At 52.5% G+C, this 16206-nt stretch carries 14 protein-coding genes; 5 read left to right on the forward strand and 9 right to left on the reverse strand.

Annotated elements, in window-relative coordinates; translation table 11 throughout:
* Positions 1 to 651: 651 nt before the first annotated feature.
* Together K7H08_RS18105 and K7H08_RS18110 are read left to right on the forward strand one after the other, a co-directional pair.
* Positions 652 to 2187, forward strand: a complete 1536-nt coding sequence (locus K7H08_RS18105) for a methyltransferase regulatory domain-containing protein (RefSeq protein WP_231658665.1) — start codon at positions 652 to 654, stop codon at positions 2185 to 2187.
* 128 nt (positions 2188 to 2315) lie between these two features.
* The gene (locus K7H08_RS18110; RefSeq protein ID WP_038480037.1) at positions 2316 to 3659 is read left to right on the forward strand and encodes a deoxyguanosinetriphosphate triphosphohydrolase; all 1344 of its coding nucleotides are present in this window, start codon (positions 2316 to 2318) and stop codon (positions 3657 to 3659) included.
* Between the two features lie 4 nt (positions 3660 to 3663).
* Here K7H08_RS18110 and K7H08_RS18115 read toward each other — a convergent pair whose 3' ends face one another.
* Genes K7H08_RS18115 through K7H08_RS18125 form a run of 3 tightly spaced genes read right to left on the reverse strand, consistent with a single transcriptional unit; the run spans position 3664 to position 5706 of the window.
* Positions 3664 to 4572, reverse strand: a complete 909-nt coding sequence (locus K7H08_RS18115) for a nuclease-related domain-containing protein (RefSeq protein ID WP_231658666.1) — start codon at positions 4570 to 4572, stop codon at positions 3664 to 3666.
* 58 nt (positions 4573 to 4630) lie between these two features.
* Positions 4631 to 5005 (reverse strand): translation initiation factor Sui1, encoded by a 375-nt coding sequence (locus tag K7H08_RS18120; RefSeq protein WP_231658667.1) that lies wholly within the window; start codon positions 5003 to 5005, stop codon positions 4631 to 4633.
* Between the two features lie 2 nt (positions 5006 to 5007).
* Positions 5008 to 5706 carry an HAD family hydrolase gene (locus K7H08_RS18125; protein WP_231658668.1) on the reverse strand — a complete coding sequence of 233 codons (699 nt, stop codon included), beginning with the start codon at positions 5704 to 5706 and terminating at the stop codon, positions 5008 to 5010.
* 249 nt (positions 5707 to 5955) lie between these two features.
* Here K7H08_RS18125 and K7H08_RS18130 point away from each other — a divergent pair, with 249 nt between their 5' ends.
* Positions 5956 to 6279, forward strand: coding sequence for a hypothetical protein (locus K7H08_RS18130; protein WP_095604695.1), 324 nt, complete (start codon positions 5956 to 5958; stop codon positions 6277 to 6279).
* 95 nt (positions 6280 to 6374) lie between these two features.
* On the opposite strand, the gene fba is transcribed toward K7H08_RS18130, so the two are convergent.
* From fba to tkt, 6 genes are all read right to left on the reverse strand, one after another.
* Entirely contained in the window at positions 6375 to 7439 is a 1065-nt protein-coding gene (gene fba, locus K7H08_RS18135) for a class II fructose-bisphosphate aldolase (protein WP_038480053.1), read from the reverse strand.
* Between the two features lie 64 nt (positions 7440 to 7503).
* Positions 7504 to 8673, reverse strand: coding sequence for a phosphoglycerate kinase (locus tag K7H08_RS18140; protein WP_231658673.1), 1170 nt, complete (start codon positions 8671 to 8673; stop codon positions 7504 to 7506).
* Between the two features lie 47 nt (positions 8674 to 8720).
* The gene (locus K7H08_RS18145) at positions 8721 to 9764 is read right to left on the reverse strand and encodes a type I glyceraldehyde-3-phosphate dehydrogenase (protein ID WP_038480056.1); all 1044 of its coding nucleotides are present in this window, start codon (positions 9762 to 9764) and stop codon (positions 8721 to 8723) included.
* A gap of 60 nt (positions 9765 to 9824) precedes the next feature.
* On the reverse strand, positions 9825 to 10544 hold the full coding sequence (locus K7H08_RS18150) for an LrgB family protein (RefSeq protein WP_038480059.1): 720 nt from the start codon (positions 10542 to 10544) through the stop codon (positions 9825 to 9827).
* On the reverse strand, positions 10534 to 10887 hold the full coding sequence (locus tag K7H08_RS18155) for a CidA/LrgA family protein (protein ID WP_038480062.1): 354 nt from the start codon (positions 10885 to 10887) through the stop codon (positions 10534 to 10536). Before K7H08_RS18155 ends, K7H08_RS18150 begins: the two co-directional genes overlap by 11 nt.
* 33 nt (positions 10888 to 10920) lie before the next feature.
* Entirely contained in the window at positions 10921 to 12912 is a 1992-nt protein-coding gene (tkt, locus tag K7H08_RS18160) for a transketolase (RefSeq protein ID WP_038480065.1), read from the reverse strand.
* Positions 12913 to 13159: 247 nt separating this feature from the next.
* Between tkt and metK the strand changes: the two genes are divergently transcribed.
* A complete protein-coding gene (gene metK, locus K7H08_RS18165; RefSeq protein WP_038480068.1) occupies positions 13160 to 14380 on the forward strand; it encodes a methionine adenosyltransferase in 1221 nt (406 codons plus the stop codon).
* A 138-nt stretch (positions 14381 to 14518) separates the two neighbouring features.
* Positions 14519 to 16204 (forward strand): NAD-dependent DNA ligase LigB, encoded by a 1686-nt coding sequence (gene ligB, locus K7H08_RS18170; RefSeq protein WP_231658669.1) that lies wholly within the window; start codon positions 14519 to 14521, stop codon positions 16202 to 16204.
* Positions 16205 to 16206: the final 2 nt, after the last annotated feature.

The following is a 16206-nucleotide window of genomic DNA, read 5'->3' on the forward strand; positions in this document are numbered from 1 at the left end:
TTGGTCGGGGTTTTGCTTTTTAGGGGTCTCCCCTGGAGAGTAGCGGAACGCCGCCCGGATCATCGTCAGGCACTTATTTAACAAAGAACCCAGCCAACCGGCTGGGTTTTTTGTTTGCGCGAAAGAAAAGCACTCCCTGGCCCCCTATCACAAAGCGGCTACCTCCCGAAGCGTGCACCGCACGTCATTCCCGAGTGGGGTTATCGGGAATCCACCTTGACCTTGGCCTGCAGCAGCCTGAAACCCCAGTTCAACATGGATTCCCGCCAAGGGCCTGCGGGAATGACGAGACGGTACGGAGGCTGAGTGGCGTCATCGTCAGGTACTTATTAAACAAAGAATCCAGCCCATTGGCTGGATTTTGTGTGTGTGAAAGAAAGCTACTTAGCAGGCAGCAAAAAACGTTTGCGAACTTATTCAATTATATAGCTAGTGATTGCGTAACAATCCTTCAAACTTCCCGCTACCTCTTCAGTAGACCCAATGGAGCAAATACTTCACTATCAAGACTCTAACAACAGCGTTTGTCTCCAGAGTATAGGTTATGGGTAGAAGAGCGATATTCGTATTTTCTATCTGTTACTCAAGCTCTGGTGGTAGGTGATTTCGCTTAAAAACTGAATAATACGCCATCGCTTAGGAGCAGGTGTTATGTCGGATTGGACGTCTGGATACGTAGCGGATATTAGTTATACTTATGGATATTACGCTGAACTCAATCCTTTGCGAATTGCGCTAGGATTTATCAACGCCGGTATTCGGCCGCCAAACGTTACCAATGCCTGTGAACTGGGATTTGGCCAGGGCATTAGCACTAACATTCATGCGGCTGCCTCACAAATAAATTGGTACGGAACTGATTTTAACCCCCATCAAGCGGCATTCGCTCAGGAGTTATCATCTATAAGTGGTGCTAACGCAAAGCTATATGACGATGCGTTTGATGAATTTTGCCAGCGTGACGACTTGCCTGAGTTCGACTATATCGGCCTTCACGGCATATGGAGTTGGATTTCGGATGAAAACCGCGCAGTGATCGTTGATTTTATCCGGAGAAAATTGAAAGTGGGAGGTGTGTTATATATCAGCTATAACACTCAGCCTGGTTGGGCAGCGATGGTACCAATGCGTGACTTGCTAGCAGGGTATGCTGATACCATGAGCGCGCAAGGAGCAGGCACCATTTCACGTATCGATGATGCCATTGCGTTTGCTGAGAAGCTGGTGGCTGTGAATCCAGAATACTGTAATGCTAACCCCCAGGTTAAGAATCGCTTAGCGAAAATTAAACAAGATAATAAAAATTACGTAGCCCATGAATACTTTAACCGCGATTGGGAGCCGATGGCATTTGCTAAAATGGCACGCTGGCTAGAGCCTGCAAAGATGGATTGGGCTTGCAGTGCGCGATATGCAGATGCCATTGAAAGTATTCAGTTAACCAATGAGCAACAGGCATTAATTAATAACATTCCTAACCCGCTATTTCGCCAGTCGGTGCGTGATTTTTGTGAGAACCGTCAGTTTCGTACCGATTACTGGGTAAAAGGGGCGCGTCGTTTAAGTGGGCTTGATAAAGATGAAATGCTAGATGGTCTTCGCGTGATTATGGGAGTGCCACGTAAAGATGTGCAGCTAAAAATCGCAGGGCGACTGGGTAGCTTTGACTTGCCTAGCAATATTTATACGCCGCTGCTAGATGCGCTTTCATCCTATCAACCGGTATTTGTATCCGAACTTTGGCAGGTTGCAAAAGAGCATGGAGTGGGGCGTCCTGCATTGAACAGTGCAATTGCCATACTGGCATCAAAGGGTATTATTTTGCCTGCCCAGTCCGACGATGATATTTCTAAAGTAGCGCCCAAGACTGGTCGACTAAATCGTTTTTTAATGAGCCAGTCAAGAAGCACGACTGAGTTGAGTTATCTCGCAAGCCCGGTGACAGGTGGTGGCTTTGCCGTCTCGCTCTTCCATCAGTTTTTCCTGCTTGCCACGTTAGAGGGCGGTGATGACGCTAAAACGTTAGCTACTTTTGCATGGCGTATTTTGGCGTCTCAAAACAAATGCCTGCTTAAAGAGGGCAAGCCAATTTCGGATGAGAATGAGAATTTGGCTGAGCTTGAGCGTCAGGCTGGTGATTTTCTAGACGAGCGGTTGCCCCTCTACCGAGCGTTAAAAATTATCTGATCAGTGGGGCGTGTCACTGCCATATAACATGTGTGTAGCGACGGTTGCTGCTGCACGCATGTCTTGAGGTTGAAGGCGGTTATCTTGCTTGGATTTATGTCAAAATGTTGCTCTCACGGAGGAACGCTATGACACAGATGCAATGGGACCAGTTATTATCCCCTCAACGCCTTCACGATAAACGCCCTGGTGGTGTGCGTGAAGCAACCCATGAAATCGGGCGAAGTCCTTTTCATAAAGATCATGATCGTATCGTTTTTTCGGGCTCCTTCCGGCGTTTGGGTCGGAAAACGCAAGTGCATCCACTGACTGAAAATGATCATATCCATACACGCTTGACCCATTCACTGGAAGTCGGCTGCGTTGGTCGCTCGCTAGGTATGATTGTGGGCGAGTTACTAAAAGATCGCCTGCCTAGTTGGATCACACCCGCTGACTTAGGGGTGATCGTCCAGACAGCGTGCTTAGGGCATGATATTGGCAACCCCCCTTTTGGTCATGCCGGTGAATATGCAATTCGTGATTGGTTTCGGCGTGCTCAAGATAGTGGCTTGCTAGATGGCTTGTCTGATGCAGAGCGTGATGACTTACTGACCTACGAAGGCAACGCCCAGGGCTTCCGTGTTATTACCCAAATTGAGTACAACCAGTTTAATGGTGGTATGCGGTTATCTGCCGCTACGTTAGGTACTCTGCTTAAATACCCCTGGACGGTACGCTACAGCGGGCGTGCTGGTAAATTCGGTTGTTACCAGTCTGAACAGGCGCTGTTAAAAGAAGTGGCTGATGCTGTCGGTCTTCTTCCCAAAGGAGATCAGCGTTGGTGTCGTCATCCGCTTGCCTGGCTTGTCGAAGCGGCTGATGATATCTGCTATGCCCTGCTTGATTTAGAAGATGGTTTAGAGATGGGGATTCTTCGCTATGAGGAAGTAGTCGAGATACTGCGCCAGATCGCGGGTGAATTCCCTCCAGAATACGCTGAGATGGAGAGGCGGAAAGTATCTCAGCGGCGTCGAATTGCCTTACTGCGCGGTGCCGCTATGGAACGCGCGGTGAATGATGTGGGGGCGGTTTTTGTGCAGCATGAGCAAGCGTTGCTCAGCGGAACGTTAGGCCAGGATTTATTAGAGCTGTGTCATCCTGATCTGGGGTGGGGCGTTCAAGCGGCAAAGCAGTTAGCTCGTGAGCGTATTTTTCAAAATGAGCGCAAAGCCAAACTTGAAATTGGTGCCTATACAACGCTGGGGATTTTATTAGAAGCATTTATTGGTGCTGCTAATGAACTACATCACACTGGGCATAGCTCATTCAAGCACCAGCGGGTGCTGGCGTTGATTGGTGAAAATACGCCATTGCCGTCCTGGACGCTCTACGATAGCTATCGGCGCATGCTGGATTTTATTGGTGGAATGACCGATCACTATGCTGTCGATCTTGCACAAGAAATGGGAGGGCGCTTGCGAGGTAATTAACCTTCTATACGGAGGGTTGACGCAGGTGTTTGAGCTCCATAAGGCGTGCACGCTCAATGAGTATATGAATCACTTTATCGTGAATGGCATCGCTCATCTGGCCGGGGGTGAGCTCGGTTAGTTGACGTGATAGCTGCTCACCGCTAACGACTAATATATCGGGGGCAGCTTCGCTAGTATCAACGTCCCAACCCGGCAAAACCAATACACCTTTTACCGGCACAGGAACACCGCAACGGCGCTCAAGCCATTGAGTCAGCCAACTAACGCCCTGACGTGTTTTATGCAGAGGGCGGCGTTCTTGCCAGTGAGGAAAACGTAGCCGCTCACGCTCAACAGCTACGCTATTAAGCTCTTTACCATCGCTACCAATCGCTAATGCTCGTGCACGTGTTTCTACCACGAAGACGCCATGTGGTGTGACAACGACATGGTCAATAGTAAAGCTATCGGTGGGTACGTCGTGAAACACATAATAGGGGTGGGCTTCTGGCCTCACCATGCGTTCCAGCTCTTGGCCTACGGCTAATTCGCAAGCTAAACCGAGTTTAAGACGGTGAATACGCTGATAATCGCGAATAAGTAACAGTGAAAAAGCCAGCACTAACAGGGTGCTAAGTAAGCCATATAATGCCCACTCCACCCAGTCTTGCTTTTCCACAAACAGCATACGCCCCATGCCATACACAAGCGGGGCAAGGCTAATAATGGGACCGAGCGCACCGTTTAAAAACAAGCTAGAAAAAGCTTGGTCAAGGCGATGCCGCAGAGCTTGACCGGGTTCACGTAAGGGAGCATTAAAGGGAGACTGAACGCGTGCATCGTGAAGGCTACGCAGCGCCAAGACAATGCCGCCCATGGCCGCCATGGGAAACAGGAAAATGAGTGGTAGCAGGTATTCTAACCAATTCATTGCAGTGCCTTGCCCTTTAGTGCTTTGCCTCAAGACAGAGCGCTATCACAGAGGTGTGTCAGCCACCTGCTAATTTAACTTGGTAGCCTAACGATGCTAATGCTTGCTGTAGCGTTTCCCGATGATCGCCTTGAATTTCGATAATGCCATCCTTTACAGCACCACCGGTGCCACAGCGTTTCTTCAATGTCTTAGCAAGCGTTTTCAACTCCGCATTGGAAAGCGGTATACCGCTAATGGTGGTGACCCCTTTTCCCTTGCGACCACTGGTTTCGCGTCGGATTCGCACAATTCCGTCTAAATCAGCAATGCGCGCTTGCTCGCTGGTATCTGCGCAGCGGCAGTGGTCGATAGACTCGCGGCAGCTTGGGCAAGTTTTGCCTTGCTCTGTTGAATACACAAGGCCACCAAGCTGATCACGTAATGAAACCATACTTATTTCTCTATTGAATGTTGAGGCATTGGCATCTGCCACTTTTCATGAGTAAGGCGCTCAACGACTGCAGGTAGCTGATACATGTTGCTGATCATAATAGCGCCTTCAGGCGTAGTTTCAGCGTCCGGGTAACGATTCAAGTGGATGACGGTCATGCCAGCTTGTAGAGCTGCCCTTATGCCAACGAGTGCATCATCGATGGCGATACAATCACTTGCTGAAAAACCCATGATACTAGCTGCATGAAGGTGAAGACAGGGCTCTGGTTTCCAACAGTTAGCGGTATAACCGCTGAACAAACGCTTACCAAAGTAGGTGGCTAGGCCGGTTGCTTGTAAAGCAGTATGAATTTTGCTTTCTGGGCCATTAGATACAACCGCACTCGGGTAATTATTCAGTACCTCAAGGGATTCATGGACGCCAGGAATTGCCTTTAGCTCGCTTGTTAAACGATTAGCTAAGCTGGTTCGCATGGTGTGCTCCATGCTAGCTAATTGAGCTTCATCGACATTCCCGTAACGTTGCTGTAACTCTGCCACAATTCGTCGAAAACGGGCACCTCGAAACTCGCCGAGATAATCGGTGGATTTAAAGGGTAAGCCTACCGAATTTAGACCGATAGCCATTTCTTCAGCCAGAAGTGGCTCGCTATCGACGAGGGTGCCATCACAGTCAAACAGCAAAAGTGGAAGCGGCATTGTCATTCCTTGCAGCGTCTTTTGCGCTGCCCGTATTAGTTTAAGCCGACCATGCTGCTATTGAACGAGATTTTTAGCTCTTTGTGAACACTGTTTGATAATTTTTTATAGTTTTATATCAAGCTGCCCAAGGAAAAGACTAAGTGATAGCCTCACTGCTGGGGGCAGGAAGGGTCTTTTAGAGCAACAGCACTGATGCGTGGCCATGTTTAGACTAAGCTTTGATAACCACAAAAAAGGAGAGCTTCGATGCGATTTACACCTTGGGTGTTTTCAATTGCTTTCTGTACATCCCTACTGATGGCAGGGCAAGCGCAAGCCGAAACGTCAGATTCAGATAATACGCAGCATGACACATTAGACGATGCGGCATTAGAGGAGAAATATGGTATCAAGGCAGGAGCACTTCAGCGAGATGAGTCTACTTCCAACGACGCTGAGGAAACCAGCGGCGATGAAAGTAATCATGCTGATAGTGAAGAAGATACGGAGGGAGGCACGGGAGGTACTGGTAGTGCCGAGGATGCAATCGAAAGCGGTGAGGGTGAACAGAGCAACAACGATAATGAGTAGTGCTTTTAACGTGTTGAACGTCACGAATTAGCGCTGCGCCGCAATAAAATAAGGCGGCCAACCGGCCGCCTTAAGGGGAACACGTGAAGGGAAAGTTACTTCACTTTCGGCGCCAGCTCGCCGCGCTCGTAGCGCTGGAACATTACTTCTAAGTTGACGGGTTTAATTTTGCTCGCATTACCGGCAGTACCGAACGCTTCATAGCGTGCAATACACAGGTCACGCATAGCCGTCACGGTTTCTTTAAGGAATTTACGCGGGTCGAACTCGGAAGGGTTCTGGGCCATAAAGCGGCGGACTGCACCCGTAGAGGCAAGACGTAAATCGGTGTCGATGTTGACTTTACGGACACCGTGTTTAATGCCTTCGATGATCTCTTCGACCGGTACACCATACGTTTCCGGAATTTGACCGCCATACTGGTTAATCACTTCCAGCCACTCTTGTGGCACGGATGATGAGCCATGCATTACCAAATGCGTGTCGGGAATGCGCGCATGGATCTCTTTAATGCGTTGGATCGACAGGGTGTCGCCAGTGGGTGGCTTGGTAAATTTATAAGCCCCGTGGCTGGTACCAATGGCGATAGCCAGCGCATCTACGTGGGTTGCTTTGACAAACTCAGCGGCTTCTTCAGGATCGGTGAGCATCTGTTCCATGTCCAGCTTGCCCTCGGCACCAATGCCGTCTTCCTCGCCAGCCATACCCGTCTCTAAGCTGCCTAGGCAGCCTAGCTCGCCTTCAACGGAGACACCGCAAGCATGCGCCATTTCTACTGCACGACGAGTGACATCGACGTTGTAGTCATAGTCCATCGGTGTTTTGCCGTCTTCACCTAAAGAGCCGTCCATCATTACCGAGGAGAAGCCGAGTTGAATAGAACGCTGGCAAACAGCAGGGCTAGTACCGTGGTCCTGATGCATCACGACTGGAATGTGCGGGAACTCCTCAACTGCTGCCAAGATCAGGTGGCGCAGGAAGGGGGCACCGGCATATTTCCGCGCGCCAGCAGAAGCTTGCACGATAACCGGAGAGTCAGTGGCGTCAGCAGCTTCCATGATGGCGCGCATCTGCTCAAGGTTATTAACGTTGAATGCTGGAATACCGTAGCCATATTCGGCTGCGTGGTCGAGCATTTGGCGCATGCTGATCAAAGCCATGGGATCACCTTAGTTGGGTTGTATGTATGTACAAAGGCAGTGAGCGTGCCATTTGTTTAAAGATTTAACCGCGCTGAGCGGCAGCCTCGAGTGCGGCGACGGCAGGCAACTGCTTGCCTTCAACGTACTCAAGAAATGCGCCACCGCCAGTAGAGATATAGGAAACGCGGTCAGCAATGGCATATTTATCAATCGCCGCTAACGTATCACCGCCCCCAGCAATTGAGAAAGCGCTACTGTCGGCAATCGCCTGAGAAAGCACTTCAGTTCCTTTACCAAACTGATCAATTTCAAATACACCGACAGGGCCGTTCCACAAAATAGTGCCTGCATTTTTCAGTAAACTGGCTAAGTGGTTAGCGGTGTCGGGACCGATATCCAGAATCATTTCGTTATCAGCGACCTGATCAACTGGCTTGACGACAGCTTCTGCGGAATCAGAAAACTCAGTGGCAACGACGACATCCGTCGGTAATGGAATGGCTACTTTCTCCATGAGTGCTTTTGCCTGGCCGATTAAATCTGCCTCAAAGAGCGATTTGCCAACATTATAGCCTGCCGCAGCGATAAACGTGTTGGCGATACCACCGCCAACAATCAGTTGGTCGCACTTGTCTGAAAGGGCGGTTAGCACGTCTAACTTGGTGGATACTTTAGAGCCGCCTACAATCGCTGTCATAGGCCGCGCCGGGTTTGCCAATGCTTTTTCAAGCGCATCAAGCTCTTGCGCAAGTAGCGGTCCTGCACACGCCTGTGGGGCAAAGCGCGCCACGCCGTGAGTAGAAGCCTGCGCGCGATGAGCCGTACCGAAGGCATCCATTACAAAAACGTCGCATAACGCTGCGTATTGTTTGGAAAGCTGTTCGTCGTCTTTCTTCTCACCGTTGTTAAAGCGCACGTTTTCTAGCAGCACAACATCGCCGTTAGCCAATGTTGGCGCTGTATCGAGATAATCGCTAATTAGCGTTACGGGGCGGCTAAGCAACTCGCCTAAGCGCTCTGCGACGGGAGCGAGTGAAAATTCTTCAGCAGGCTCTCCTTCAGTCGGGCGGCCTAAGTGACTCATTAGCATCACTTTCGCACCTGCTTGAGCTGCTGCCTGAATAGTCGGCAGCGCTGCGCGAAGACGGGCGTCACTGGAAACACGGCCATGTTTGATCGGTACGTTAAGGTCTTCACGAATCAGCACGCGCTGCCCTTCCAGGGGCAGATCGGTCATTTTTTGCACGTTCATGTGAGCGGTTTCCTCGTGTTCAAGCAGATGAAAAGACATGATGCAGCCTAGCGAGCGTTGCTTTTGGAAAGCGATGCCAGCCGTTGGGTGATATCCAGCATACGATTGGCAAAGCCCCATTCATTATCAAACCAACACAGCAGCTTAATTAAGCGTGTCCCTGCGACCCGTGTTTGCGTGGCGTCTAGGATGCCAGAGCGTGGATCATGATTAAAATCTATCGATGCCATGGGGGCTTCGGTATAGCCTAATACGCCAGCTAAGCGCTGCTGACTGGCGGATCGTAGTAAGTCGTTAACGTGTTCGGCGCTCGTATCACGACGCACAGTCAATGCGGCATCCATGGCAGAGACATTAATGGTTGGTACGCGTACGTGCAGGCATTCAAAACGACCGGACAGACTTGGCATCAAGCGGCTGATCCCGACGGCTAACCCAGTGTCCACGGGGACAATTGACTGCATAGCCGAGCGTGTCAGGCGCAGATCCGTTTGATGATAAGCATCAATGACGGGCTGGTCGTTCATGGCCGAGTGGATGGTGGTGGTAACGCCGTGTTCAAGCCCTAGTGCTTCGTCCAGTACGGTGAGTAACGGGACAAGGCAGTTGGTGGTGCATGAGGCTGCTGAGAGAACGCGGTGGGAGAGTGTGAGTTCATGTTCGTTAATGCCCCACACAATCGTCGTATCCACATCGCTTTCGGCGGGTTGAGAAAACAGCAGTCTCTTGGCGCCAGCGGCTAAATGCTGCTCCGCTGTCGCACGATCCTTGAAACTACCAGAGCATTCCAGCACTAAATCAATGTCTAGTGCTGCCCAGGGCAGAGCCTGCGGATCACGCTCGCAAAGAACGTGTATGCGCTGGCCATTGATAAGCAGGCATTCACCGTCATTGTCTACTTCGCCAGGGAAACGACCATGGGTCGTATCATAGCGAGTAAGGTAGGTAATCGTCGCAAGATCAGATAGCTCATTGATGGCAACCACTTCAATTTCTGGGTGGTTGCGCTCAACCAACGCTCTTAACACGCATTGGCCAATGCGTCCGTAACCATTAATGGCAATTCGATATGTCGAGTTTGCATTAGCCATGTCGCGAAGCGGCTCTCAAAAAAATTGCTCAATGATAGCGTATTTCAACTGAGTTTGTTTTCAGCTGACCGTGCCGATCAGCCGCCAAGCGAGTGGCAGCAACAGGGCGGTAAAAATACCGGTTAAACTCATGCCTAACGAGGCAAACGCGCCAGCCGTTGGACTCAGTTCAAATGCTCGCACAGTGCCAATGGCATGGCCATTGAGACCCAGTGCGAAACCAATAATGCGTTCATCGTTAATTTTTAGCAGCCGGGCAACGACACTCACGAAGGGAATAGTAACTACTCCTGTCACTAGCAGCGCCCCCATTAGTAACGCTACGTTGCCGCCGAGCTGTTCAGTAATACCGATGGCGATTGGCGCGGTGACTGATTTGGCGGCGAGTGACGCCAAAATAGTGGGGCTAGCCCCCATTAGCCAAGCAATGCCGATTGCGTAGCAGGCCGCTAGTGCGGCGGCGATCGGTAAACAAAGTGTCAGCGGTTGCCAAAGTTCACGAATGCGCGGCAGCTGTTGATAGAGTGGCATGCCTAAGGCAACGGTCGCCGGCCCTAACAAAATGGTGAGCCATGAGGCCCCTTGTTGGTAAATCGAATAAGGCAGCCCTATCGCGACGAGTGCCGCTGCTAATAGCAACGCAGCGATTAAAATAGCGGGTAGCCAAGAAGGGTTACGCAAGCGCTTAAAGAGCAAGTTACCGAGCAAATAGGCTGCAAGCGTAAGTCCTACAGCAAACAGCGGTGTGGCTGTTAGAGTGGACAGCATATCAGTGGGCATCTGATCGCCCAATTAGCCGTTGTAATAACCATAACGTGGTAATCACGCTTAATAACGTCCCTAGCAATAGCGCAATGATTATGGCGAACCACTGACCCGCGAGTTCATCCAGAATAAAGAACACGCCAACGACGCCTGGCATAATCAACATGGCCAGAAGCGCGATTAACGGTTGTGCTGCGGCCGCTAAACTTGAAGGCACGCGCCCTAAGACACCAAGGGTGGCACATAGCAACAGCATGCCCACAACCCCTGAAGAAAAAGGCAAACCGGAGAAGTGGATGACCACTTCCCCAATTAACCAATAGCTAATTAGCCATAGCAGACCATTTAGCGCGGGCATGGCAGAACCCGCGCTAGATCAGCCTGCATGGCGTTAGCCCAGTAGCTCATTGGCCTGTTTAACAATATTTTCAACCGTAAAGCCGAAATGTTTGAACAGTTCGCCCGCAGGTGCAGATTCACCGTAGGTGGTCATACCGATAACAAGACCATCCAGGCCAACATACTTGTACCAGTAGTCGGCATGGCCCGCTTCGATCGCAATCCGTTTGGTGACTGCTTTGGGCAGTACACTTTCACGGTATTCCGCGTCCTGGCCATTAAAACGGTAGGTTGACGGCATGGAGACCACGCGCACCGCTTTACCTTGCTGCTCTAGTTCTGCTGCGGCGTCCATGGCAAGCGATACTTCAGAGCCGGTAGCAATCAAAATCAGCTCGGGCGTACCGTCGCTGTCTTTCAAAATGTAACCACCACGCTGAATGGCCGCTAGTTGCGCCTTGGTGCGCTGCTGATGAGGCAGATTCTGGCGCGAGAGTACCAACGCGGTGGGGCCGGAGTGGCGTTTCACCGCTGCATCCCAGGAAGCCGCTGTTTCAACCGCGTCACAGGGGCGCCATGTGTTCAGGTTAGGCGTTGTGCGCAGACTGGTCAGCTGCTCAATCGGCTGGTGGGTGGGACCATCTTCGCCCAGACCAATAGAGTCATGGGTAAATACATAAATGGCCTGTTGGCCCATCAGCGCGGCCATCCGCACGGCGTTACGCATGTATTCCATGAAAATCAGGAAGGTCGCGCCATACGGAACGAAACCACCGTGGAGGGCGATACCATTCATCACCGCGCCCATGCCGAACTCACGTACCCCGTAGTGCAGGTAATTGCCGCTAGCGTCTTCCGGAGTGATGGCTTTGGCGCCCTTCCAGAAGGTCAAGTTAGATGGCGCAAGATCAGCGCTACCACCGAGCAGCTCAGGCATTTGCGGGCCGATAACATTCAACGCTTCAAAAGAGGCCTTGCGAGAGGCAATGCTTTCACCTTTCTCTTGAGCCTGCTCAATGAGCGCGGCGGTTGAAAGCTCTGCCGGTAGCTGCGCCTTCATGCGGCGCTCAAACTCTTTGGCTTCGGCTGGGAATGCTTCGGCATAACGGGCGAAGCGGGCATCCCACTCCTGCTGGCGGGTTTTGCCAGCGTTACGGGCATCCCAAGCAGAATAAACGGGCTCGGGGATATGGAACGGTGCGTGTTCCCAGCCGAGTTGCTTACGGGCGAGAGCCACTTCGTCGTCACCTAAGGGTGCGCCGTGTGCCTCTTCTTTACCCTGTTTGTTAGGTGCGCCAAAGCCAATGATTGTTTTGCAGATAATCAGGCTAGGCTTATCGTCGTGGCTCTTGGCTAATTCAATAGCCGCTTTGATCTCTTCCGGCTTATGACCGTCGACGTTCGGCACCACGTGCCAGCCGTACGCTTCAAAGCGCTTAGCGGTGTCGTCGGTAAACCAGCCTTCAACCTCGCCATCAATAGAGATGCCGTTGTCGTCATACAGGGCAATCAGCTTGCCAAGCTGCTGAGTACCTGCCAGCGATGCGGCTTCATGGGAGATGCCTTCCATTAAGCAGCCGTCACCTAGGAAGCACCAAGTATGGTGATCAACAATGTTGTGGCCAGGGCGATTAAACTGCGCGGCCAGCGTTTTTTCAGCAATCGCAAAACCAACGGCGTTGGCGAACCCTTGGCCCAGCGGGCCGGTGGTGGTCTCGATGCCTGGGGCGTAGCCAAATTCCGGGTGGCCAGCCGTGGGCGAATGCAGCTGGCGGAAGTTCTGCAGCTGTTCCAGGCTTAATTCATAGCCGCTGAGGTGCAGCAGCGAATAAAGCAGCATTGAGCCGTGGCCATTAGACAACACGAACCGGTCGCGATCAGCCCACTTGGGATCTTCGGGGTTGTGCTTGAGGTAGTCATTCCACAGCACCTCGGCGATATCAGCCATGCCCATAGGCGCGCCAGGGTGGCCAGATTTGGCCTTCTGAACAGCATCCATGGAAAGGGCGCGAATGGCATTGGCCAGCTCAAAACGGGACGGCATGGGGGTGCTCCTCGCCTGAAAACGGAAATAATAAAGGCGCTATTGTCGCTGACTTCCCCGGCGGCGGCAAATTCTGGAGCCACGTTCTGGGAAGAACCCCCAACAGCGTGTAGACTCTGCCTCCCGAAGTGGTAGCGAAAATTGTCGTGCCGCTTCTATATATGGGCAGGGAACTGAACTTCCTGCCATGATTTCCTGCTGATGCTGCGGTCACTCTGCAGCCGTCATACAGAGGGTCGAGAGCGCGATGAGCGAATATTCCCTGTTTACCTCCGAGTCTGTCTCCGAAGGGCATCCTGATAAGATTGCCGACCAGATTTCCGACGCGGTACTAGATGCCATTATCGCCCGAGATAAACAGGCCCGCGTTGCCTGTGAAACCATGGTGAAGACAGGCGTTGCCATTATTGCTGGTGAGATCACCACGTCTGCGTGGGTTGATCTGGAAGCGCTGGTACGTGATGTGATTACCGATATTGGCTACACCTCATCTCGCGTGGGCTTTGATGGCGCAACCTGTGGGGTGATCAACCTGATCGGCAAACAAAGCGTTGATATCGCTCAAGGCGTCGACCGCACGAAACCTGAAGATCAGGGTGCTGGCGATCAGGGGTTGATGTTTGGCTACGCGACTAACGAAACCGACTCGTTTATGCCGGCGCCAATTCACTACTCGCACCGTTTGGTTGAGCGTCAGGCGGAGCTGCGTAAAAACGGCCTGCTGCCGTGGCTACGCCCGGATGCCAAAAGTCAGGTAACGTTCCGTTATAACGCGGAAGGCAAGCCCTGTGGTGTTGATGCTATCGTATTGTCTACTCAGCACGACCCGGAAATCGGCCAAGACGACCTGCGCAAAATGGTTAAGCGCGAAATCGTCGAACAGGTGATTCCCGCTGAGTGGCTGGATGAGCACACCCAGTACCACATTAATCCGACCGGCCAGTTTGTTATTGGTGGCCCGGTGGGCGATTGTGGCTTAACAGGGCGTAAAATTATCGTCGATACGTACGGCGGTATGGCGCGGCATGGTGGTGGAGCCTTCTCTGGCAAAGACCCGTCTAAAGTTGACCGCAGCGCTGCTTATGCTGGCCGTTACGTGGCTAAAAACGTCGTTGCCGCAGGCTTGGCTGATAAGTGCGAAATCCAGGTTTCCTACGCTATCGGCGTTGCCGAGCCGACGTCGGTTTCCATCGATACCTTCGGCACCGGTAAAATCGACGATGTTAAAATTGTCGAGCTAGTGCGTGAGCACTTTGATCTGCGCCCTTACGCGATTACCAAAATGCTCGACCTGCTACACCCGATGTACCGCCTCACGTCTGCTTATGGTCACTTTGGACGTGAGCCGTTTGAGCATAGCTACAGCTGGGTAGACGACAAAGGCCAAGTGCATACAGAAACCTTTACCGCCTTCCCGTGGGAAAAAACCGATAAAGCCGACACTCTGCGCCAGGCTGCCGGTTTGTAAACCAGGCAACGACTGTCGTAAGAGAGAACGCCCCTATGGCCTACGCCAAGGGGCGTTTTTGTTGTGCGTTGAACGGGATGATAAGCCTTACGCTAAGATTACTTTATGGATAAGGGAGGTAAGAGGGAGAGGTGAAGCATGAGAAAGTGGCGTGCAGCAGGCTGGAAGTGGTTACTGGTTGCTTGGTTGATGAGTGTCACCTTATCCGCACAGGCCAACGTGTGCCCTGACTGGCCCCGTGAACGGCTGGCGCAAGAGAGCCAAACACTGGCAGAGCATATTGCTCGATGGGACAGTGCCTATCACGATCAGGGCGAGTCACTGATTGATGATGAGCTTTACGATCAAGCGGTCGCTCGGCTAGCAAACTGGCAAGCCTGCCTGGGGGAAGTGGCTCGGCAACGGCCGCTAACCAGAGTCACTCGTAGCGCTGGCACGCTAGATCATCCCGTGGCGCAAACGGGCTTGAATAAGGCCGATGATGACGGTGTGCGACGCTTTATGAGCCGCCGAGATGATCTTTGGATCCAGCCTAAGGTCGATGGTGTTGCGATAACGCTACGCTACGAAGAGGGCGTGTTGGTCGAAGCGGTTAGCCGCGGTGACGGTGAACGCGGGCAGAACTGGACGGCTCGTGTACAGCAGCTTCCCACCGTGCCAAACACACTGCCAACGCCGCTATCCGCTGTATTCCAGGGCGAACTCTACTGGATATTAAATGGCCATATTCAGTCGCAGAGTCCCGCCTCTGGCGCGCGAGGTGCTGTTGCCGGGGCCATGGCTCAGGCATCACCTTCGCGGCAAACCCGTGAGCGTATCGGGCTGTTTATCTGGGATTGGCCAGAAGGGCCGAGAGAGATGAATGAAAGGCTTGGCCAACTGACCGCGTTAGGCTTTGATACCGCCGATTACACCCACCCTATCAATGCCCAGCATGACGCCGCCAACTGGCGCGATACGTGGTTTAACGGCCCATTGCCGTTCGCCACCGATGGAGTGGTACTGAAACAGTCCGAGCGCCCAGGGGTTCAACGCTGGTCATCATCGCCGCCGGAGTGGGCCGTTGCGTGGAAATATCCCGCTCAGCAGGCGTTGGCTCAGGTGCGTGGTGTCGAGTTTCGCGTTGGTCGAACAGGGCGCGTGACGCCGCTGTTGTGGCTTTATCCAGTCACGCTAGAAGGACGGCGCATTAGTCGTGTGTCGCTGGGGTCTCTGGAGCGCTGGGAAGCATGGGATGTGCGCCCAGGCGATCACATTGCGATCACATTGGCGGGTCTCACTATTCCACAGGCAACGGAAGTCGTTTGGCAAACTCAGGAGCGAGCGGCCCTTGGCGTGCCCTCGCCAGAGCGTTATCACCTGTTAAGTTGCTTTACGCTTACCACGGACTGCGACTCGCAGTTGCTGGCGCGGCTTAGCTTCTTAAGCGATCAGTTAAACATGCAGGGCGTGGGAGAGGGCACCTGGAAAGCGCTTATGGAGGCAGGTGTTGTGACCGAACTGCTAGGCTGGCTGGCAGCAACGCCGGCACAGCTTCAGCGGGCACATGGCGTGGGAAGCGTTCGTTCAGCAGCGCTTGTCGCTCAGTTCCAGGCCGCACAGGTGGCCTCCTATGTTCAGTGGTTAGCGGCGTTAGGGATACCACCAGGTGGCAGCGCCCAGCTAGGGGATTGGGATACGTTAGCAGGTTACACACACTCAGATTGGCTAGCCGAACCCGGCGTTGGCCCCGTGCGTGCTGACGCGCTGGTGGCATTTTTCAGCCATCCAGACGTGCAGCGGATGGCCGCTCAGCTAAAGCTGGCGGGGGTTGAAGGCTTTTAACC

Origin of the sequence: Halomonas sp. IOP_6, from assembly GCF_021151565.1 — a bacterium.
Lineage (GTDB): Bacteria > Pseudomonadota > Gammaproteobacteria > Pseudomonadales > Halomonadaceae > Vreelandella > Vreelandella alkaliphila.